Source organism: Arthrobacter sp. Y3222053 (assembly GCF_059092805.1).
Genome location: NZ_JBNHIA010000007.1, coordinates 121,840 through 140,634, shown reverse-complemented (window position 1 = coordinate 140,634; position 18,795 = coordinate 121,840). Strand labels below are relative to the sequence as shown.

The 18,795-nt window shown below is 69.4% G+C and carries 21 protein-coding genes and 1 other RNA gene; 3 read left to right on the top strand and 19 right to left on the bottom strand.

Going from position 1 to position 18,795, the window contains the following annotated elements; all coding sequences use genetic code 11:
- The first annotated feature begins 276 nt into the window (after positions 1–276).
- Entirely contained in the window at positions 277–765 is a 489-nt protein-coding gene (locus AC5RUW_RS15585) for a DUF1269 domain-containing protein (protein WP_494005367.1), read from the top strand.
- 61 nt (positions 766–826) lie between these two features.
- Here the strand turns inward: AC5RUW_RS15585 and AC5RUW_RS15580 are convergent, their stop codons facing one another.
- The 9 genes from AC5RUW_RS15580 to prfB form a co-directional block, all read right to left on the bottom strand.
- Complete coding sequence (locus AC5RUW_RS15580) at positions 827–1,459, bottom strand: uracil-DNA glycosylase family protein (protein ID WP_494005368.1); 633 nt, start codon at positions 1,457–1,459, stop codon at positions 827–829.
- A 347-nt stretch (positions 1,460–1,806) separates the two neighbouring features.
- Positions 1,807–2,177: a transfer-messenger RNA gene (gene ssrA / locus AC5RUW_RS15575) on the bottom strand.
- Positions 2,178–2,274: 97 nt separating this feature from the next.
- Positions 2,275–2,634, bottom strand: a complete 360-nt coding sequence (locus tag AC5RUW_RS15570) for a hypothetical protein (protein ID WP_494005369.1) — start codon at positions 2,632–2,634, stop codon at positions 2,275–2,277.
- Entirely contained in the window at positions 2,631–3,101 is a 471-nt protein-coding gene (gene smpB / locus AC5RUW_RS15565; RefSeq protein ID WP_494005370.1) for an SsrA-binding protein SmpB, read from the bottom strand. Before smpB ends, AC5RUW_RS15570 begins: the two co-directional genes overlap by 4 nt.
- 89 nt (positions 3,102–3,190) lie before the next feature.
- The gene (locus AC5RUW_RS15560; protein WP_494161515.1) at positions 3,191–4,570 is read right to left on the bottom strand and encodes a peptidoglycan DD-metalloendopeptidase family protein; all 1,380 of its coding nucleotides are present in this window, start codon (positions 4,568–4,570) and stop codon (positions 3,191–3,193) included.
- A gap of 66 nt (positions 4,571–4,636) precedes the next feature.
- The gene (gene ftsX / locus AC5RUW_RS15555) at positions 4,637–5,548 is read right to left on the bottom strand and encodes a permease-like cell division protein FtsX (protein WP_494005372.1); all 912 of its coding nucleotides are present in this window, start codon (positions 5,546–5,548) and stop codon (positions 4,637–4,639) included.
- On the bottom strand, positions 5,545–6,330 hold the full coding sequence (gene ftsE, locus AC5RUW_RS15550; protein ID WP_494005373.1) for a cell division ATP-binding protein FtsE: 786 nt from the start codon (positions 6,328–6,330) through the stop codon (positions 5,545–5,547). The genes ftsX and ftsE overlap by 4 nt, the downstream gene beginning before the upstream one ends.
- A gap of 135 nt (positions 6,331–6,465) precedes the next feature.
- Positions 6,466–7,218: an SDR family oxidoreductase gene (locus AC5RUW_RS15545; protein ID WP_494161514.1), complete on the bottom strand. Its 753-nt coding sequence runs from the start codon at positions 7,216–7,218 to the stop codon at positions 6,466–6,468.
- A gap of 164 nt (positions 7,219–7,382) precedes the next feature.
- The gene (gene prfB / locus AC5RUW_RS15540; RefSeq protein WP_494005375.1) at positions 7,383–8,501 is read right to left on the bottom strand and encodes a peptide chain release factor 2; all 1,119 of its coding nucleotides are present in this window, start codon (positions 8,499–8,501) and stop codon (positions 7,383–7,385) included.
- 159 nt (positions 8,502–8,660) lie between these two features.
- On the opposite strand from prfB, the gene AC5RUW_RS15535 reads away from it, so the two are divergent.
- Positions 8,661–8,972 carry a hypothetical protein gene (locus AC5RUW_RS15535; RefSeq protein ID WP_494161513.1) on the top strand — a complete coding sequence of 104 codons (312 nt, stop codon included), beginning with the start codon at positions 8,661–8,663 and terminating at the stop codon, positions 8,970–8,972.
- A gap of 57 nt (positions 8,973–9,029) precedes the next feature.
- Positions 9,030–10,223 carry a polysaccharide pyruvyl transferase family protein gene (locus AC5RUW_RS15530; protein ID WP_494161512.1) on the top strand — a complete coding sequence of 398 codons (1,194 nt, stop codon included), beginning with the start codon at positions 9,030–9,032 and terminating at the stop codon, positions 10,221–10,223.
- Positions 10,224–10,250: 27 nt separating this feature from the next.
- Here AC5RUW_RS15530 and AC5RUW_RS15525 read toward each other — a convergent pair whose 3' ends face one another.
- The 10 genes from AC5RUW_RS15525 to AC5RUW_RS15480 form a co-directional block, all read right to left on the bottom strand.
- Positions 10,251–11,228, bottom strand: coding sequence for a D-alanyl-D-alanine carboxypeptidase family protein (locus AC5RUW_RS15525; protein ID WP_494005378.1), 978 nt, complete (start codon positions 11,226–11,228; stop codon positions 10,251–10,253).
- 194 nt (positions 11,229–11,422) lie between these two features.
- A complete protein-coding gene (locus tag AC5RUW_RS15520) occupies positions 11,423–11,956 on the bottom strand; it encodes a pilus assembly protein TadG-related protein (protein ID WP_494005379.1) in 534 nt (177 codons plus the stop codon).
- Positions 11,953–12,342, bottom strand: a complete 390-nt coding sequence (locus tag AC5RUW_RS15515; protein WP_494161511.1) for a hypothetical protein — start codon at positions 12,340–12,342, stop codon at positions 11,953–11,955. The genes AC5RUW_RS15520 and AC5RUW_RS15515 overlap by 4 nt, the downstream gene beginning before the upstream one ends.
- Positions 12,343–12,466: 124 nt before the next feature.
- Positions 12,467–12,883: a TadE family protein gene (locus tag AC5RUW_RS15510; RefSeq protein WP_494161510.1), complete on the bottom strand. Its 417-nt coding sequence runs from the start codon at positions 12,881–12,883 to the stop codon at positions 12,467–12,469.
- Complete coding sequence (locus AC5RUW_RS15505) at positions 12,873–13,094, bottom strand: hypothetical protein (protein WP_494161517.1); 222 nt, start codon at positions 13,092–13,094, stop codon at positions 12,873–12,875. The genes AC5RUW_RS15510 and AC5RUW_RS15505 overlap by 11 nt, the downstream gene beginning before the upstream one ends.
- A gap of 45 nt (positions 13,095–13,139) precedes the next feature.
- Positions 13,140–14,078: a type II secretion system F family protein gene (locus AC5RUW_RS15500; RefSeq protein WP_494161509.1), complete on the bottom strand. Its 939-nt coding sequence runs from the start codon at positions 14,076–14,078 to the stop codon at positions 13,140–13,142.
- Positions 14,075–14,926, bottom strand: a complete 852-nt coding sequence (locus AC5RUW_RS15495) for a type II secretion system F family protein (RefSeq protein WP_494161508.1) — start codon at positions 14,924–14,926, stop codon at positions 14,075–14,077. The genes AC5RUW_RS15500 and AC5RUW_RS15495 overlap by 4 nt, the downstream gene beginning before the upstream one ends.
- On the bottom strand, positions 14,923–16,146 hold the full coding sequence (locus tag AC5RUW_RS15490) for a TadA family conjugal transfer-associated ATPase (protein ID WP_494005385.1): 1,224 nt from the start codon (positions 16,144–16,146) through the stop codon (positions 14,923–14,925). The genes AC5RUW_RS15495 and AC5RUW_RS15490 overlap by 4 nt, the downstream gene beginning before the upstream one ends.
- A 126-nt stretch (positions 16,147–16,272) precedes the next feature.
- Complete coding sequence (locus AC5RUW_RS15485) at positions 16,273–17,046, bottom strand: glycosyltransferase (protein ID WP_494161507.1); 774 nt, start codon at positions 17,044–17,046, stop codon at positions 16,273–16,275.
- Between the two features lie 325 nt (positions 17,047–17,371).
- Positions 17,372–18,718, bottom strand: a complete 1,347-nt coding sequence (locus AC5RUW_RS15480; protein ID WP_494161506.1) for a lipopolysaccharide biosynthesis protein — start codon at positions 18,716–18,718, stop codon at positions 17,372–17,374.
- Between the last annotated feature and the right edge of the window lie 77 nt (positions 18,719–18,795).

Below are 18,795 nucleotides of genomic sequence, written 5' to 3'. Positions count from 1 at the left end.
GATGCCTGGCTCCATCACTACAATCATCACCGACCCCATACCGGGATCGAGGGACGCTCACCCATAGAACGCGTTCACAACGACCGTAAGAGTTACATCTAGGCCGCGCAGGGGCGGAAAGGGACCGGTTTGCCGCCGGACGGCCGGCTCCGCGCCTCGTGTCTTGTTCCGCGCACGGCCCCGTCACTACTGTGGTCGATACCCGCCAGGCCGGCCCGAATCCCCGGACGGGACAGAGGGTGTGCGCCTGGATCCCGAATCGTTTGGAGTCTTCCTATGGCAACATTGACCGTTTGGAAATTCTCGGATGCAGGTGAGGCGGAGAAGGCCACCCAGACCCTTGCCAGCCTGCAGTCGCAGGGCCTGATCAACGTGCAGGACGAGGCCATTGTCACCTGGCCCGAGGGCCGGAAGAAGCCCAAGACCGTCCAGGAACACAACACGGTCGGGGCCGGCGCCCTGGGCGGCGGATTCTGGGGCCTGCTGTTCGGCCTGATCTTCTTCATCCCGCTGATCGGCGCCGCGGTGGGCGCCGCGATCGGTGCGATGACCGGTTCGATGGTCGACGTCGGCATCGACGACAACTTCATCAAGCAGGTCCGCCAGGAGGTCACCCCCGGCACCTCGGCGCTGTTCGTGCTGTCCTCCGACGCGGTGGAGGACCGGGTGGCCGACGCGTTCAAGGGCTACACGGGGGCCAGCCTGATCTACACCAACCTCTCGAAGGACCAGGAGCAGAACCTGCGGGCCGCCTTCGCGGAGTAGGCCCGGAACGACGAAGGAGGGCACGGACCTGTGGTCCGTGCCCTCCTTCCGCGTGTGCCGGCTACCTGCCGCTGATGCCCGTACGGGCCATCGCGTCCTTGTAGGCCAGGCTCATTTCCGCCAGCGAGATCTCCTGCCGTTCCGGCGTCGTGCCAAAGGAACGCCCCACCAGGGAACGGACCTTGTAAACCTTCAGGCTGCGGCGGTAGATCATCCGGTTCTCGGTCTTCAGGAAGGCGGCGGCCAGGCGCTGAGCCTCCGCGCCGTGGGCCACGATGGCCGAGGCGCGCGGCACGATGGCCAGCAGGCGCAGCAGCGGTTTCAGTCCCTCGGCGACCTGCTCCTTGGTGAGCTTCGCGTCGTCCTGGCCCGGCAGGAACCACGGGTAGGTGTTCCAGGGCATGACGTATCGCGGATGCAGTCCGGCCTTCCAATGCACGCCCAGCAGGCGGGTCGCCGCCTCGCCCGGGCCCGGAGTGATGAACCCGGAGGGGTCCGGCTCGCCGCCGTTGTTGGAGAACAGGCTGATGATCCGGCATTCGTCGATGTCATGCATCGGATCGACGTAGGGCACTTCGGAGCCCGGCTTGAGCTCCTTCAGCGCATCGCAGAGTTCGTTGACTGCGGCTACGTTCGGCTCGTAGCGGCGGTTCCAGAGCTCGTCGCGGGGGGAGGAAACGGTGGCGGTGTGCATGGGGGTGGGGGGTCTCCTACGGTGGTGCGGTTCTTCCCGCCGCCGGATCCCGGGCACGTCTCAGGAGCCGTCCCCCCGCCTCGCGGGCAGTCGGAAACGGAGCAGCTGAACAGTGGTGGTGGGTGCGGTGGAAAGGGGCAGCAGCAGCGGGCCGGATGGCTCCCGTCGAAGCCCGGCGGGTCCGCGGCTGGCCGGCTACCAGCTTACCAAGCCGACGGCTGCTTCCCCGCCGCCCGGGCCCGCGGGAGGCGGCAGGGGCGCCCCGGGAGACAAATGTCACGGCTGCCGCGGCGACCTCGGGCCCTGTACCCGGGCACGGAAAAGGCCCCGGAAATCCGGGGCCTTTCTCGTGGAGATGGGGGGAATCGAACCCCCGTCCGATGTCGTGTTGTCAGGGCTTCTCCGGGCGCAGTCCGCGTCGGATTTTCTTGGCCCCAGCCATCTTCGCGAACGAGTGGCTGATCCGGGCCCAGCCGTCTAAGAGTCCCGGACACCCCGACGGCGAAGGTGTCCAGCAGTGGCTCTCTAAATGACGCCAGGATCCGGGGCGAGAGCATCCCCGGGCTGACGGACTATGCCCGCTGCTTAGGCAGCGAGAGCGAAGTCAGTGCGCTTGGATTCGGCACTTATTGGTTTGCAGAGAGCGTTTACGAGATAACTCTGCATCCTCGGCCCGCTTCCCCTGTCGCGACAAACATCGTCGAAACCGATCATCCCCGTATTCAGTTGCCAACCGCGGCCGGTTTCCCGGCTGCGCCGCGCCGAAGCGCGGACACCCAGTATAACCTACGCCGGTCGGAGGGTATTCCCGGCGGCTACAGCTGGACTCCGAAGACGACCACCGGCGCCTGCCAGGCCAGCACCAGGATCCAGGCGACCACGGCCATCAGCACGCCCAGGATGGACAGGCCGGTGATTCCCGCCTGCCGGCGCCGGAATGCCCAGGCGAACTGGGCGACGTTCAGGGCCACCAGGAGCGGCGAAATCCAGACGACGAACTGTGCCAGCGCGATCCAGTACACGGCGAAGAAAGGCACGACGACGAGGATCGCGACCGGGGCCAGGGCCAGCACGAGCAGCAGGTCGAGGACGATGACCGGCCAGCACCACAGCGGGATGCGGGTCTTTGCCTCGGTCTCTTCCTCTTCCTGGGGCTCCCAGAAGGTACCGCTCATCCGAGGTTCTTCTCCCGCATCGCGCGCTGCGCCTCCCGGTTGTCCTGCCGCTCGCGCAGGGCCTGCCGCTTGTCGTAGTCCCGCTTGCCGCGGGCGACGGCGATCTCCACCTTGGCGCGTCCGTCCACGAAATAGAGCTGCAGCGGCACAATGGTGAAGCCGGTCTCCCGTGTCTTCTGCGCGATCTTTTCCAGCTGCTCCCGATGCAGCAGCAGCTTCCGGCGGCGGCGGGCGGCGTGGTTGGTCCAGCTGCCGTTGAGGTATTCGGGTATGTAGGCCGCTTCCAGCCACAGCTCGTCGTTGTAGAACGTCCCGAAGCCGTCCACCAGGGACGCCCGGCCTTCCCGCAGCGACTTGACCTCGGTGCCCATCAGCACCATCCCCGCCTCATAGGTGTCAAGGATTTCGTAGTTGTGCCGGGCCTTGCGGTTGGTCGCAACGACCTTCCGGCCACTTTCCTTGGGCACGGAAACGCTCCTTTATCTCCGGGGTGCAGGACTCTCCATTGTAGGCCCTGCCCTCCCCCGGGCCCGGACGCGGCCGTGCGGCGGCGCGGCTAGAGCAGGCCCATCGGATCGACGAGGCTGCCGTTGAGCATGGTCTCGAAGTGCAGGTGGCAGCCGGTGGAGTTACCGGTGGTGCCCACGTAGCCGATCAGCTGTCCGGCCTGCACGTACTGTCCCACCGAGACCGTGAAGCTGCTCAGGTGGTAGTAGTTCGTGGCCAGGACGTTGGTGCCGATGACCCCGTGGTTCAGGACCACCCGGTTGCCCGTGCCGATCATTTCCCCGCCGCCCTGGTCCGCCCGCCAGACGTCGCCGGCTGCCGGAGCGTAGACGGGGGTGCCGCAGCGGGCGCCGTAGTCGATGCCGGAGTGCAGATAGCCTCCGCTGCCCAGGAAATCGATGGTGCCCGCCGGTGTGGCCCGCCAGCCGAACCCGGACGAGATCGGAGCGTTGACGGGGTGGCGCAGGCCGAAGGCGCTCGGTGCGGACGGAGCCACCGGCGCCTGCGGGGCGACGCCGCCCTGGCCGTTGCGGGCGGCTTCCTCGGCCGCGCGGCGGGCGGCTTCCTCGGCGGCGCGCCGGGCCTCTTCAAGCTGGCGCCGCTGCCGCTCGGCAATGTCGTTGGTGACCTGCTGCTGCTGGGCCTGAATATTGCTGAGCTTGGCCTGGATGGCCGGCTTCTGCTCCTCCAGCTGGTTGTTCAGCGTTTCGGTCTCGCCGATGAGCCCGTCAAGCTTCTCCTTCTCGGCTGCCGCCTCGCTGCGTGCTGCCTCCTCGGCCTCCAGCGCGGTGGTGGCCTGGTTCTCCAGGTCGGTGATTTCCTCTTCGACCGCGGCCAGCCGGGCCTCGGAGTTCACGTTGGTGGCGTTCTGCTCGGACAGTCGAGCCAGGGCGGCATTCTGGTTCCGCAGTGCGTGTTCGGCAAGGCCCATGGAGCCGCTGAGGCTCTCGGCGCCGTCGGCTCCCAGCATCAGGGAGAGGCTGGACGGCATGCCGCCGTTCTTGTACGCCTGGCTGGCAATCTGCCCCACCTTGCGCTCGGCCTCGGTCATGGCCTGGGCGTCCCGTTCGATCTGGGCGGTGAGCGAGTTGCGGGTCTCCTGGGCAAGCGCCAGCCGGTCGCGGAGGTCCGCCACCTTGGCTGCGGCGGCGTCGACGCGCCCTTCGGCAGCGGTCAGGGCCTCCTGGCGGGCCGGCAGCTGGCCGCGCAGCAGCGACAGCTCGGCAACGGTCCGGGCGATGTCGGCGTCGAGGTATTCATACTCGGCCTGCACCTGCTGCTGGGCGGCGTCGAGCTCCGCCTTGCGCTGATCCAGCTCGTCCGCCTCGGCGGTGCCGCTGAAGGGCATCACCAGGGCCAGTGCCAGGGCAGCGGCAAGCCACGCCACGAGCATCCGCGCGCTCCGGCGCTTACCAGCAGCTACCTGCATACCAACGGCTCCCCAATAGTGTTCATTCGATGTTTCTGTGTACCGCAAATTCGTGGCTGCATCCGCCTACACCTTGAGGTACCGCCGGAGCGTCAAGAGCGAGGATACCCCCGCAAGCAGCGCGCCGAGAAGAAGTAGTGCAGGGCTGAGCAGCAGCACCTGCTGCGCCGAGATGAACGCGGTGTCGGGATACATCTCGGCCAGCCGGGTGATGCCGAACCGGGCCAGTCCCCATAGGGTAACCGATGCGAGCAGCGCCCCGATCACCGCGGCAATGACGCCCTCCAGGACGAACGGCAGCTGGATCACGGCCTTCGAGGCGCCGACCAGGCGCATGATGCCGGTTTCCCGGCGGCGGCTGAAGGCGGAGAGGCGGATGGTGGTGGCCACCAGGAGGATGGCGCAGACGAGCATGACGGCGGCCAGCAGGACGGCCACCACCGAGGCGCCGTTCATCACGGAGAAGACCTTCTCCAGCAGTTCACGCTGGTCGCTGACCTCATCGACGCCGGGCATCGAGGAGAAGGCTTCGTTGATGACCTCGTACTTCTCCGGGTCCACCAGGCCGACCCGGAAGGACTCGGGCAGCTGTTCGGCCGTGACCTGGTCCACGATGGGTGAGTTCGCGAACTGGTCCTGGAAGTGGCCCAGCGCCGTCTGCTGGTCCTCGTAGTGCACCGTGTCGACGTACTCCGCGAAGGCCGGGGAGGTCAGGCGTTCCTCGATCGCCTCGCGCTGTTCGTCGGTCACGGCGCCGCCCGAGCAGTTGGGCGAGGAGTATTCGTCCACGCACAGGAAGACCGCAACCTGCACCCGGTCGTACCAGTAACCCTTCATCTGGCCGATCTGCATCTGCAGCATCGCCGCGGCCCCCACGAAGGTCAGCGACACGAAGGTCACCAGGACCACCGAGACGACCATCGAGAGGTTGCGCCTGATGCCGGAGCCGATCTCCCCCAGGACAAAGGCAAGTCTCATTCCGTGTTCCCCTTACCGGTGACGGCGCCGCCGTCGTCTGCGGGCCTGCCGGGATCGCCGGCTGCGGCCGTCTCGGCGGCGGCGTCGGCGGCCGGCGGCTCACCCAGATAGATGCCTTCACGCTCGTCGCGGACCACCTTGCCGGAGCGCAGCTCCACCACGCGCTTGCGCATGGCGTTGACGATGTCGTCGTCGTGGGTGGCCATCACCACGGTGGTGCCGTTCTGGTTGATCCGGTCCAGGACCTTCATGATGCCCAGCGACGTGGCGGGATCGAGGTTTCCGGTCGGTTCGTCGGCCAGCAGGATGCCCGGGCGGTTCACGATTGCGCGGGCAATTGCCACGCGCTGCTGCTCGCCGCCGGAAAGCTCATGCGGCAGCCGGCCATCCTTGCCTTCCAGGCCCACGGTCTTGAGCACTTCGGGGACGGAATCCCGGATGACGGCGCGGCTGCGGCCGATCACCTGCATGGCGAAGGCCACGTTCTGGAAGACCGTCTTGTTGGGCAGCAGCCGGAAATCCTGGAACACGACGCCGATGTTGCGGCGCAGGCGCGGCACCCGCCAGCCGGGAATGCGCGCCACGTTGGCGCCGGCCACGTAGACCGTGCCGCGGGTTGCGTGCTCTTCCTTGAGCACGAGGCGGATGAAGGTCGACTTGCCGGAGCCGGAGGCACCGACCAGGAAGACGAACTCGCCCCGGTCGACCTCCAGGTTCACGTTGCTCAGCGCCGGACGCGAGGTACGGTCATAGACCTTGGTTACGTTGTCAAATGTGATCATGGCTCTTTGTGCCCATCTTCTGCGGCCGGGGCACGGGCCTGGGTCGGGATATGGGGCACCGGCTAGTCGACTATATCGGCACCGCAGGAGAATCCGTCGCGTTCGGCTGCGTGTGTCGCCGAACGGGACCGGCGGTCACCGGCTGCTCCAGCCGCCGTCGAGCGGGTACGACGCTCCGGTGGCCATCCCGGCGTCCGGGCCCGCGAGCCAGACCGCGAGGGCGGCGACCTCGTCGGGCTCGACCAGGCGCTTGACCGCCTGCTCCGCCAGCATGATGCGCGCCAGCACCTCCTCCTCCGCAATGCCGTGGAGCCGCGCCTGATCCGCGATCTGCCCTTCAACCAGGGGTGTGCGGACATAGGCCGGGCTGATGCAGTTGGACGTGACGCCGTGGGCGGCGCCCTCCAGGGCACAGACCTTGGACAGCCCCTCGAGGGCGTGCTTGGCGCTGACGTACGCCGACTTGTTGGCCGAGGCCCGCAGCCCGTGCACGCTGGAGATGTTGATGATGCGGCCGAAACCGCGCGCGTACATGCCGGGCAGGGCGGCGCGGATCAGGAGGAAGGGGGCCTCGACCATCAGCCGGTGGATCAGCCGGAACGCCCCGGGGTCGAACTCCTCGATGGGGGCCACCCGCTGGATGCCGGCGTTGTTGACCAGCACGTCGGTGTCGAGCTGCAGCTGCTCCAGCGCCCCGGTGTCCGTCAGGTCCACCGTCCAGGCGGTGCCGCCGGCGTCGTCGGCGACCTTCCGCGCGGCGTCGCCGTCGACGTCGGCCACGGTGACCGCCGCGCCCTGCTCCGCGAAGGCACGGACGCAGGCCGCGCCGATGCCTCCCGCTCCCCCGGTGACCAGCACCCGGAGGCCCGCCAGCCTGTCCTGAGTCATCGGACTGCTCCCTTCGCCGCGCGGCGCCGGCAGCGGCGGAAAGCGGTTCGCATCCGCGGCCGGCCTGTGGCGCATTCCTAGCACGGAACGCCGGCCCGGAGCGGAAGGCCCGCCGGTTCAGCCGGCACGGCAACTGGAGCGGGAGCGGGAGCGGGGCCCCGCGGCTACTTGGCGGCGGGGATGCTGCCGTGGGCGCGCCAGCGGATGCCGGCGTCGATGAAGTCGTCGATTTCACCGTCGAACACGGCGGAGGTGTTGCCGACCTCGTGTTCGGTGCGCAGGTCCTTGACCATCTGGTAGGGATTCAGCACGTAGGAGCGCATCTGGTCGCCCCAGGAGGCCTTGACGTCGCCGGCGAACGCCTTCTTCTCGGCGTCCTCCTGCTCCTTCTTCAGCAGCAGCAGGCGGGACTGCAGCACGCGCATCGCGGCGGCGCGGTTCTGCAGCTGCGACTTTTCGTTCTGCATGGAGACCACGACGCCGGTGGGGATGTGGGTCAGGCGCACCGCCGAGTCGGTGGTGTTCACGGACTGGCCGCCCGGGCCGGAGGAACGGAAGACGTCCACCCGGATCTCGTTGTCGGGGATGTCGATGTGGTCGGTGGCCTCGATCAGCGGAATGACCTCGACCGCGGCGAAGGACGTCTGGCGGCGGCCCTGGTTGTCGAAGGGACTGATCCGCACCAGGCGGTGGGTGCCGGCCTCGACGGCGAGGGTGCCGTACGCGTAGGGCGCCTTGACCTCGAAGGTCGCCGACTTCAGTCCGGCCTCTTCGGCGTAGGAGGTGTCCAGGACCTGGGTCGGGTAGCCGTGGCGCTCGGCCCAGCGCAGGTACATGCGCAGCAGCATTTCGGCGAAGTCGGCGGCGTCCACGCCGCCGGCGCCGGCACGGATCGTGACGACGGCCTCGCGCTCGTCGTAGTCGCCGGAGAGCAGGGTCACCACTTCGAGCTGGGTCAGGGCCTTCCGCAGGGACTCGAGTTCGGCCGCGGCTTCGGCGCGGCTGTCCTCGTCGGCTTCGTCCTGTGCCAGCTCCACGAGCACCTCGAGGTCGTCAATGCGCGCCGCCAGCTTTTCCAGCCGCTCCAGCTCGCTTTGGCGGTGGGAAAGCTTGGAGGTGATCTTCTGCGCGGCCGCGGGGTCGTCCCACAGGTCCGGGACGCCGGCCATCTCGCTCAGCTCTTCGATGTCCTCACGGATGGCCTCGACGTTGGAGACCTCCTCAATGGACGAGTAGGTGGAACGCAGGGCGCGGATCTCCGCGGAAAAATCGATTTCTGCCATGGTTCCTCCAGACTACGCCATCGCCTTCGTCCGGTGGCGGGGTGAAGCCGCGGGCCCGGTCCGGCGGCCGCCGACGCGCCGGGCCCGGAGGCAGGGGGTGTCGGCGCCCGGGAGTAGATTGGTGGGCGTCAGCAACAAGCGTGAGGAGTCAGTGCAGCGATGACGGCAGGCACCAACACACACGACGGCGACGTGCGGCATCCCGAGCCGGGCCGGCGTTACTCCCTGGAGGAGCTGCAGGACCTGGCCGAGGCCGGCGACGGCTGGGCGATGGGCAAGGTGGACGAGTGGGAGCGCACCTTCGCGGACGAGTATTCCGGACAGCTCATCGACAAGTGCCCGGATGAGGGCTGTGAGCAGTTCGGCGAACCGGTGACCTTCTGTTACGGCGAAGACGGGCAGATCGTCGACATCGATCACGGCGGCTGGGGCCACTATCCGGCCGCCGGCAGGCAGGCCAAAGCGTCCTGATTCCCCGCGCCCGGGCGTTGGCCGTGCCGACGGCCGGATGCGGGTTAGTCTGGCTGGATGGATACTCGCCCGCACTACTTGATCGGCTCTGCCGGGTACCCGAATTTCGGTGACGAATTCATTGCAGCAGCGTGGCTGCGGTACCTGGCCGAGGTGGATCCGGACACCGATGTCTGGCTGGACAGCCCCGATCCCGGCAGCGCCCAGCACCTCTTTGCCGGGCTCCATCCCCGGCTGCGCGTGACCAACACGCTGTGGCGGCTGATGGGCGAGCACAGCTCGCTGCCCCTCGATGAGGCTGCGGACCGCATCGGCGCCCTGGTCCGGAACTTCGGATCCCCGCGCTACGACCTCGGGCTGATGCAGGTCCGCGAAGCGTCTTCCCTCCACCTGATCGGCGGCGGGTACATCAACGGCATCTGGCCGCAGCATCTGGGGCTGGTTGCCGCGATGAAGGCCGTGCGCAGCGTGTCGGGAGCCCGGCTGTACGCGACCGGCCAGGGGCTGCTGCCGGTGGCAGAGGGGCCCGCGGATCCCGGCACCCTGTTCGAGGGCTTCGATTACGCCGCCGCCCGTGACAGCCAAAGCGCCGAAACCTCCGGCATTCCCGCCCGCCTCGACGATGCCTTCCTGGCGGCCTCCGACGCGGTGGCGGCTGCTGCTCCCGGCGCCCCGAGCGGGCTGATGGTCTGCATCCAGTCCGACCTGGCCGCTCCGGGCCGGCTGGAGGAGATCATCGGCACCGTGCGGCCGATGATTCAACAGGCCGTCGAGGACGGGAAGGACGTCCGGTACCTGGAGGCCATTCCCGGCGTCGATTACGCCGCGTACGAGCAGCTGGCCGACCTGATACCGGAGGATAAGTTCCTGCCCTTCTCCCATGTCTGGCGGCACGGGCTGCCCGTGGGTCCGAACCAGCAGTGGATCACCACACGGTTCCATCTGCACCTGCTGGCCGCCGCGGCCGGCGCGCGGGGCATCGCCCTGAGCGTGCGTCCGGGCTACTACGACGTCAAGCACGGTTCCCTGACGGCGATCGGCAGCGGATGGACCCTCGAGGACGGCGGGCCGTTGCGCATGCCGGTCCGGCGCGGACCGCTGGCAGGCAACCTGGCGGCCCTCACCGCCGACAAGCGCGCCGAGGCGGACGCCCTGTACTCCCGGCGGAGCGCGGCCGACGCCGAGGCGGACAGCGGTGCGGGCAGCCCCGCCGGCCTCTGGCGCAGGGCGCGCACGGTCCTGGGCCGCTGAGCGGCACCCCTGCGCCGGTGGGAGATGTCAGTACCCCGGCGCTGCGGGCAGGCCCAGGTATTCCTCGAGGGTGGCGGCGCCGGAGGCCCTGACGTCCCCGGCCAGCTGTATCCCGACGTAGCGCAGGTGCCAGGGCTCGTAGGCGTAGCCGGTCACCGGTTCCGCACCCGCCGGATACCGGATCAGGAACCCGTAGCGGTGGGCGTTGGCGGCGGCCCACTGCCCTGCAGGGGTCTGGTCGAAACAGGCCTGCAGGGCACAGGCGCCGTCGGGGTTGCCGATGTCGACGGCGAGCCCGGTCTGGTGTTCGCTGTGCCCGGGCCGGGCCGAAATGGCGTCTGCCGTGGCCTGGCCGTAGAGCGCGGTGTACCTGCGGTACAGCCCGTCCTGCACATGCTGCGGGCGGTAGCCGCTGATCGCCCGGATCGGCACGCCTTCGGCTGCGGCGTCGTCGATCAGCCGCTGCAGTGCCTGCGCCGCCTCGACGCGCAGGGGCTGGCCGTCCACGGCGCCCAGGTCGCCGGGAGCCCAGTCGGCGGGCACCAGCGGGCGCTGCTTGTTCACCACCACCCGGACGTCCGCCGGATCGTCGATCGCCCGGGCGACCCTGGTTCCGTCCGCCGCGTTCCAGGAGATCCGGCCCCGCTGGAACTGCTGGCTGCATGCGCCGTCCCCGCAGGTTTCGGGGGCGAGCGGCAGGCCGAGCAGGCCCCGCGTGCCTCCGGCACCCCATTCGGCACCGATGGCGCCCTGGACCGGCTGGGCGCCGGTGTCCGCGGTCCAGGCGATGAACCCGTGCTCAAACCCGCGGACGCAGCCGTGGATGCCCTTGCTGCACCGGGTGCCCTCGACAGGGTCGCCGAGCGGACCGGAGCCTTCGCCCATGTCCCGGTACAGGGCGTCGACGGCTGCGCGGCCGTCGCTGTAGGTGCCGAGGTCGTAGCCGACTCCCGCTGCGACCGCCCCCAGCAGGAACGGCAGCACGGCTGCGGGCAAGCGGCTCATATTCCTCTCCTGGCAGGTGTGACGGGTGATGGCTTCTCCCGGTCCTATCGGCGTTTGCTGCCCTGCAGGTAAGCGGTTGGTCCGCCCTGCCGCCAGTCTTCCACCCGCCGGGTACGGTGTCTGCGGGCACCGCCGTCGATGTCGGAGCGATCGGCCGGTGCGACGGCCGGGCCGGCGTGGTCAGCCGGGCGCGGCTAGCGCGTCAGGCGGGCGCGGGCATCGCTGACCGCCTCGATGGGGATCCCGGCGGGAACCAGGAAGTTCACCACCGGCGGGTGGGCGACGGCGGACAGCTCCACCACCGCGGTCCGTCCGTCCGGTGAGCCGGTGCCGGGCCCGAGGGACAGGTCGCTGAAGCGTTCAGCTTCCGGGGACCTGGCCAGGTGTTCGCGGGCGGCGGCCTGCACACGCTCCGACTGCAGGCGCACGCCCGGTCCGGCGGCACCCGACGCTTCCTGGGTCAGCGTAAAAGACCCGGCTGCGGCCACCGCGGCCGCGTCAGCCAGCGACAGCAGCCGCTTGTGCTCGAGGTAGACCGCCGAGACCCCAAGGACCACGGCAACGACCAGCAGCGCAAGCACGGCGTAGCCCAGCGCCAGCACCGTCACCTGCCCCTCCTCGCCCACGCCGACGCCGCGCCGGCGGGATCCGACGGCCGGCGTCGCCGCAGGCCCGTCCATCCCGCCGCTGCTGCCGCGCCTCCGGCGGCCGTACCGCAGCCCGGTCATCTGTACTTCTCCACCCGCTGGGTCGACGTCGCGGAAACCTCCACCGGCCCCTGTTCCATTCCGGGCAGCGCACCGATCAGCGGCAGCGGAACCTGGAAAGCGATCCTTGCCGTCACGTAGCCTCCGGCTTCCAGGCAGGCGGCGTCGGCGCAGCTGAAGGAGACCTCCGGTGCGGCGACCCCGAAGCCGAAGTCCGACAGCGTGACCGCCGCCGCCTGCCGTCCTGCCGACTCGCCCTCCTCGGGACCCGCCGCAGCGGCGTAGGAGCGCGCCGCGTGTTCCGCGGCACCGGCAGCTGCGTACGACGCGCCCTGGATTGATCCCACGGCAAGCACCAGATAGACCACCGGCACCAGCAGCAGCACGCCGAGGAAAACGAACTCCACGGCCGCGTTGCCTTCCTCCCCGTCGCGCTGCTGCAGGTGTCGCGGGCGCCTGCACTGCCGCGCGGGCAGAAAGACTTCCGGCGTCCCTGCGCCGATTTGCTCCCGCCGGCGACGGGATCGCCGGCTACGGCGCACCGGCAGGCCACAGCGCATGGCCGGTCACCTCCAGCATCCCGTCCGGTCCCAGCAGCCCGGCCACCGGCAGGGGCGCCTGCACCCGGATCTGCAGCAGCCGCTGTCCCTCGGAGTATTGCTCGCCGTAGCTGACCTCGCGGCTGTAGCCGTCGCCGAGGCTCGCGCCGATGAGTTCCCGGGTACGCTGTGCGCCGTCCTCGGGCGTCCGGTCGGCCAGGGCGCCGTAGCGCGCCCCGGAGGACGCCGCATCCACCAGGGTGTTGCGCACGTGCATCACCAGGGCCAGCTGCAGGACCGCAGCGAAGACCAAGGTCAGCAGCGCGGCAACCATCGCGAAATCGGCGACGGCGGAACCCCGGTCGGGCCGGTCGCGGCCGGCTGCTTTGGACGGCAGATCAATTGGCATTCTGGACGCGCTGGATGGCCGTCTTGAACAGCTCCTCCAGCAGGGGCTGCGCCACCGCGATCAGCGCGACGACGAGCACCGCAGACATCAAAGTCACCATGACCCAGCCGGGAACATCGCCGCGCTCCCCGTCCTTCGGCCGCGCCGCCGCCAGCAGCCGCAGCCAGGCGAAGCCCGCCAGCTCACCCGGAACCGCCATCACCCTTTTCATCCGGCCCATCGCCGGCCTCCCTTCGATCGTCGTCCATCCAGCACCTCAAAAACCCAGCCTGAGCAGCGCCAGCCCAGGGAAGACGGCGAAAAGCACCGTCAGCGGAAGCACCCCGAAGACCAGGGGGACCATCATCGCGATCTCCTTGCGCCCGGCGGCCTCCATCAATTCGCGCTTGGCCAGGTCCCGCACGTCCTGGGCCTGCGCCCGGAGCACATCGCCCAGCGGAGTGCCCCGTTCCAGCGCCACGCACACCCCGTCGACGAACCTGGCCAGCGGGTCCAGCTGCAGCCGGTCCGAAAACTCCCGCAACGCCTGGATCAGCGGCACCCCCGACCGGGTCTGGACCACGACCTCCCTGAACTCTCCTGCAAGCTCTCCCCGCGCGGTCCGCGCGATCCGTTCCAGGGCAGCGGCCGCGCTCTCACCGGCGCCGACGGAAAGCGCCATCATTTCCGCCAGGGCCGGAAACTCCGCCAGCATCTTCGCTTCCCGGCGACGGATCCGCACCCCGAGCAGGTAATCCCGAAAGAGGTAGCCAAGGACCGCCCCCGCCGCGGTCAGCACCAGGACCGCCGTTACCCCGATATGGCCGGCTCCGGCCAGCACGACGGCGGCTGCCCCGCCCACGATCAGGCCGAGCCCGGCCCAGAGGACCTGTTCGGCACGGAAGTCAAGCACTCCCTGCCGCAGCCCCGCGCGCTGCAGGCGCGCGCCGAGCGGTTTGCCGGCCGGGCTGATCCGGTTCAGGCGCAGGACCAGGTCACGCAGCACGGGACGCAGCACCCGCTCCAGCGGTCCGAACGGCGTGAAGTCCCGGGCTGTCGGCAGGAGCCGGGACCGCCCCGCCGCCGGACGGATATGCGCCGATATCCGTTCGGCGAACTCAGTCCTCCGCAGGAACGGCAGGCGTGCCGAGACCAGCCAGAGACCGGCGCCCAGCAGCAGCCCGAGCAATGATGTGGTGCTCTGCAGCGGCGTCACCGCAGGACCCGCTCGTCCTGCGGCAGCGCACCGATGCGCAGCATCAGGCGGTAGCAGACCACGGAGACCACCAGACCGAACGCCAGTACCGCGGCCCCCGCGGGCGAGCTGTAGGAGGCTGCGGCCGCCGGCTGGCTGGACAGCAGGACCAGCACAATCCACGGGGCCGCCACGGCAAGCCGGGCGGCGTTGACCGTCCAAGACTGCCGGGCGAGCAGCTCGCTGCGGGTGCGTGCGTTCTCGCGCAGGAAGGTCGACAGGGTTCCCAGCAGGCGGCCCAGGTCCGAGCCGCCGACATCACGGGTCACTTTCAGGGCCTCGATGATCCGGTCCGCCACGGGGTCGGACAGCCTCTCCTTAAGGTTGTCCAGCGCGGGAAAGAACTGTCCTCCGGCCCGGTAGTCGGCCGCGAACTCCCGAAAGGGTCCCCGCAGGTCCTCCGGACCCGTGCTGCCCAGTTCTCCCAGGGCTTCGGGCAGCGGCAACCCGGCGCGGATGGCGGATCGAAGGTGGTCCACCGCCTCGGGCCACAGCTGCTCACGTTGGCTGTGGCGGCGGGAGGCCTGCCAGTTGACGAGCGCCGGCGGCAGTGCGGCGCCGAAGAGCGCGAAGCAGGCGGCCACGGTGATGGAAGCCGTGACGGCAAGGAACACCAGGAACATGAGCACGGCTGCCGCGCAGCAGGCCCAGATCAGCCCGCCCGGAGTCAGCCGTTCAATGCCGGACTGGGTGATCATCACCGCAAGGCGGCCGGGACGGCGCTCGCGTCCGGTCGCCGGGGCCGCCCAGCAGGACCACCACAGCAGGAACAGTCCGAGGCCGAGCCCAAGCCCGGCCGCCGCGCTCATGCAGCCTCCAGCAGCGCGCCGACGTCGTATCCGGCCCGGGCGAACTTCTCCGGAGCGGGAAAGGACGCCGCGGTGACCTGCAGGCGGCCGTCAATGGTCCGGAACACGGAACCGGCTTCAATCACGCCGTTCTCGACGCGTCCGCCCAGGGCCAGGATCTCGGTGACGGTGCGGTGGCCGGAAGGCAGGCGCATGCAGTGCACTACGAGGTCGATGCTGCCGGCCACCGTGGGCAGCACAAAGGCACTGGAGATGTTCTCGCCCGCCAGCAGGGGAAGCGTGCACAGCTTCATCACGGCGTCCCGGGCACTGTTCGCGTGGATACTGCACATGCCCGGGAGGCCGGAATTCAGGGCGATCAGCATGTCCAGGCTTTCGGCCTCGCGTACCTCACCGACGATCATCCGGTCCGGACGCATCCGCAGGGCCTCCTTGACCAGCCGCCGCAGGGGGACCTCCCCCACCCCGTCCAGGTTCGGCTGGCGGCACTGCAGGCCCACGACGTCGCGGACCGGCAGCTGCAGCTCGAAGATCTCCTCGACGGTGATCACCCGCTCCCCGGGCCCCACCGCGGCTCCCAGACAGTTAAGCAGGGTGGTCTTGCCGGCCTGGGTGGCCCCGGATACCAGGATGTTCAGGCCGGCGGCGACCGCCGCGGACAGGAACCTGGCGGCCTGCGGGGTGAGCGTGCCCAGTTCCACCAGGTGTTCGAGGCGGCTGGCCCGGGCGATGAACTTGCGGATGTTCACGGCCCAGTGGCGGCGGGTGATGTCCGGAATGGCGACGTGCAGGCGCGAGCCGTCGGGCAGGGCGGCGTCGACGAACGGGGTGGAAAGGTCCAGCCGCCGCCCGGAGCTCTTGAGCATCCGTTCGACGATGTCCCTGACCTGCTCGGCTGTGAGGGTCAGAGGGGTCAGCTCGGCCCGCCCGCCCCGAGCGGCATAGACCTCGGCCGGGGCGTTGATCCAGATTTCCTCCACATCGGGGTCATCGAGCAGGGGCTGCAGCGGGCCGAACCCCGCCACGGAGTCCAGCACCCTCCTGCGCACCTGCTCCAGCTGCCCCAGGGGCGGCAGCCGCCCCAGCAGCGAGCGCTCGTCATAGTCCCGCAGGGCCTCATCCACCAGCCGCCGGACCTCCGCGGGCTGGCGCTGCGGGTCCAGCCCGCGCGTCCGGATCAGCTCGCGGACCTCCCCCTCGACTATCCCGACGGCATCCATGCGTTCATCCCCCGTTGTCCCCTCCTCCGGCCGACCCTGCGAGACTGATTGCCTCCGCCGCAGGCGAGAGACTAGGACAAGGGCCGTCCCCGCGCGAGCGTAGTTTTGCGGACCGGTGGATAACCGTCAGGCCGGCCGCCGCCGAAGGGCGACGACGAAGGCCCGCGCGAGCATGAGGCGGGCCCGCAGGATGGCTGATGGGCTGCGCATGGTCCTCGGCGTGGTGTTTTCCCCGTGCAGCCTACGCAGCAGGGTGTCCTGTTCCAGGTGCTTCATCTGGCCGTGCAGAATGCCCACCATGGCGATCCACTGGTCGTGGGTTTCGGTGAGGATGGGGGGAAAGGGCAGCGCCTGGTTCCTAAACTGCTTCGTCATGGCCATGGCGCACCCATAGTACGGACGCACTCCGATCCACAGGGCCAGCAGATTGGCCGCCCGGCGGCCGCTGTCCGCCCCCTTGAGCCGGAGCGATGCGATACGCCGCGGCGAGGCACCAAGGAAGCCGAAATTTCCGGCCACAACACCGGCGCCGTCCGGGCCCGACATAGCGGCGATCATCGACTCCACCCGGCCGGGCAGCCACAGGTCGTCCTGGTCAGCGAGGAAAAGGTACCTCCCGCGGGCCAGCCCGAGAGCGCGTTCGAAAGTACGCACGTATCCGCGGTTCATGTCGTTGGCGTACAGCCGGATCCTGGGGTCGTCGATTCCCTTCACCGTAACGGCGGTGTCATCGAGCGAGGCATCGTCGACCACAACCAGTTCATCACTGGGGGCCAGCTGGGCCAGGATGGAGCGGATCTGCTCCTCGATGAATGCTGTTCCGCGGTACGCGGCCATACACACGCTGACCCGGGGAACCGGCGCGTCCCAGTCTGTGGCCGCCACGTCTTCAGGCTGCATGGCCCCAATCCCTCCGTCGTCCGGTGCAGGGTACCGCTGCCCGGAAGGGAACCGGACGGGCGGTGTGCACCATCACACCATCAGGGTGCGGCCACGCACCGTCAAGGGCAGGAGGGCTCATTTCACCGTTCAGGCTCGGCCGGGCCCCTTGACGCTGCCGAACAGCATACGCAGGTCGCCGCTGCGGCCGCGGCCAGCATCATGGCGTACGGGAGCGGGGCAGCAGGACCCGGCCCAGCGTACCGTGCCCCGGTTGGACCAGCGCATTCCCTCTCCTGCACGTGTGCCTCTCCGGAGGACAAAACGCGTCGAGACGCGATCCCGCTCACTGACCGCGGACGCGCCGCTCGCTTCGACCTCCGCGCAGCAAGGCCGCGAAATGCAGGACGATGCCGCACAGCGGACCCACGGTCAGGCTGAGAATACAGCGCAGCTCGGTGCTGCCCGGAATCAGCAGGAAGCCGACAGCCACCACGGTCGCCAGCAGCCAGCCCAGGGCATAGACCCGGTGCCGACCCAGGGCGAGCAACGCCGTACCGGACAACGTCAGCAGGGCGATCAGCGCCGCATCGAGGGTCAGGGCCGCCAGGACCCAGCCTGCAACGATATACTCGGGCCCGAACAGCAGCATCAGCCAGGGCCCGATCAGCCAGGCAAGGGCCGCACCGACGACGCCGACGGCCAGGACCGCGCCGATGGGGCGGCGGATGGCCCGGGCACCCTCGTCGCGTGCCCTCAGCACCGCGGAGATCGCGACGCCCTGGAAGGCCTGCAGCGGCAGCATGATCGGCGCCCTGGTCAGGGAGATGGCCAGCAACAGCGGGGCGGCAAGTTCGTAGGCATCCGGCGCCGTGGTGACCTTAACCAGGATCGGGAACGACACGAGCAGGGCAGCCGAGGAAGCCGCAGAAACCAGCGCCTGACCGGTCTGCCGCAGGAACGGCGCCAGGGGGATGTCGGCCCGGGCGCCGGATGCCGCCCGCGTCGCCCGGGAACCGACAAAAAGGACGGGTGCAGCCGCGAGTGCGGCCAGGCAGGCCAGCTCGATGCTGAACAGCGCCCCTGAGGCCAGCGCCACGGCCACGACCGCCAGGAGCCGGAACAACGCCTCCATCGTGACCAGCTTGGTGTACGGCTGCCACAGCCTCAGGCCCTGGAGGGAGCCTGCGATGGCAGCGTGCCAGGCATAGACCAGGCAGGACACCACCAGGAGGGCCACAATGGCCCTACCGTGGGCGCCGAACAGCTGCTCGGCAAAGGGGAAACCGACGGCAGCCACGAGGACCGCGAGCCCGGCACCCACGATCAGGGCCGCGCCGACGACGCTCGCTCCGCGGGGGCGTCCAGCGGCGTCGTCGGGCACCGCGGCCTCCCGGTCGAGCTCGGCCCGCCCGACGGCCCGGGTGGTTTCGGCGATGACCCCGAACAGGATGCCGTACACAGCAAAGAGGGCGCCCCAGTAGGCAAGGAATTCGGAGTTCTCGGCCGGGGAGAGGACCCGGGCCACCACGAACAGGATGACGAATCCGGAGAGCGCGGAGAACAGCGAAGCGGCGCCGACTCCGGAGGCGCCCTTGGCTCCGATGGTCTTCTCAGCGGCGACGGACGCCGGCGACTCTTGGGACATCAGCAGGTGCCTCTTCTTCTTTTCGTAGCGGCTCTTGTCTCCCATGCGACCGGAATGTAGCGTCTGCGGCCCGAGCCCATCCGACTCCGCCGCGCACGCAGTCCGCCGCCTGACAACTCTAC